The organism is Filobacillus milosensis, from assembly GCF_004402015.1.
In the GTDB taxonomy this organism is placed as follows: Bacteria; Bacillota; Bacilli; order Bacillales; family Alkalibacillaceae; genus Filobacillus; species Filobacillus milosensis.
Genome location: NZ_SOPW01000079.1, coordinates 1 through 306 on the forward strand (window position 1 = coordinate 1; position 306 = coordinate 306).

The 306-nt window shown below is 66.3% G+C and carries 1 protein-coding gene; it reads left to right on the forward strand.

The window, feature by feature from the left end:
- Window positions 1-103 precede the first annotated feature (103 nt).
- On the forward strand, window positions 104-306 hold a 203-nt coding region (locus tag E3U55_RS17190; RefSeq protein ID WP_456071346.1), incomplete at its 3' end, for an oxidoreductase.

Genomic DNA, 306 nt, shown 5'->3' on the forward strand with positions numbered 1-306 from the left:
GAAGTACCGGGACGTATCGCTGCGTGTCCACTCGCGCACCTCGACCATGACTCCACGTTAGTGCGACGCTCCGCGAGGCGCGTCGTCGCGGTAGCGTCGAACGGTGAGTCTTCTCTTCTCCCCGCTGAGCATCCGTTCCGTCACGTTCCGCAATCGCCTCTGGGTCTCGCCGATGTGCATGTACAGCGCCGTCGACGGGCTGGTGCAGGAGTGGCACCACACGCACCTCGCACAGTTCGCTTCAGGCGGCGCCGGACTGATCGTCGCGGAGGCGACCGCGGTGCTACCCGAGGGCCGTATCTCGCC